Source organism: Falsiroseomonas oryzae (genome assembly GCF_027856955.1).
GTDB lineage: Bacteria > Pseudomonadota > Alphaproteobacteria > Acetobacterales > Acetobacteraceae > Falsiroseomonas > Falsiroseomonas oryzae.
This window is the reverse complement of the sequence record NZ_JAPSMD010000933.1, coordinates 1-764: the sequence shown is the minus strand read 5'-3', so window position 1 is coordinate 764 and position 764 is coordinate 1. Positions and strand designations below refer to the sequence as shown.

Annotated in this window: 1 pseudogene; it reads left to right on the top strand. The window is 77.1% G+C overall.

The window, feature by feature from the left end:
* Positions 1–726, top strand: a pseudogene (locus tag OZN99_RS32770) (heme biosynthesis HemY N-terminal domain-containing protein); the annotation flags it as partial.
* Positions 727–764: the final 38 nt, after the last annotated feature.

Here is a 764-nt window from a genome sequence, read left to right as displayed (position 1 = left end):
GCCGCCTGGCTGCGGCAGGAACGCGAGATCCTGGCGCTGCGCACGCGCGACTGGCGCGAGGCGCTGGCGCTTGCCGCGCCGGGCGCGGCGCAGGCGCCGCTGGCGCTGGCCGCGGCCGAGCAGGAGAGCGATGCGGGCAAGGCGCAGGAGCTGGAGCGGCAGGCCTTCCAGGCCGATAAGGGCTTCGCCCCGGCGGCGCTGGCCTATGCGCAGCGGCTGAAGACGCAGGGCCACGGCCGCCGCTCGCGCGAGGCGCTGGTGGATTCGTGGCGCGCGCGGCCGCATCCGGACGTGGCGGAGGCCTACATCGCCAGCGAGACCGACCCGCTGCTGCGGGTGAAGGCGGCCGAGATGCTGGTGCAGGGCAATGCCACGCATCCCGAGAGCCGGCTGCTGATCGGCCGCCTGTCCATCGCCGCGGGCCTGACGGGCCGGGCGCGGCAGGAGCTGGAGGCGCTGATCGCCTCCGGTTCCGCCGACCGCCGCGCCTATGTCGCGCTCTGCGACCTCGAGGAGGCGGAGGGCGGCGACACGGCGGAAAGCCGCGCGGCGCAGTCCCGGTGGCTGCGCCAGGCGGCGACTGCCGCCCCCGAGCCGCGTTGGCGCTGCTCGGCCTGCGGGACGAACCATGCGGCCTGGATGCAGATCTGCTCCAACTGCCAGGCCGCGGGCACCATCGCCTGGACCAGCCCGCAGCAGGCGGTGGCGGCGCTGCCGGCGGGCTAGCGCCGCCGCGAGCCGGCGCCCCGCCGCGTGGCGGGTGC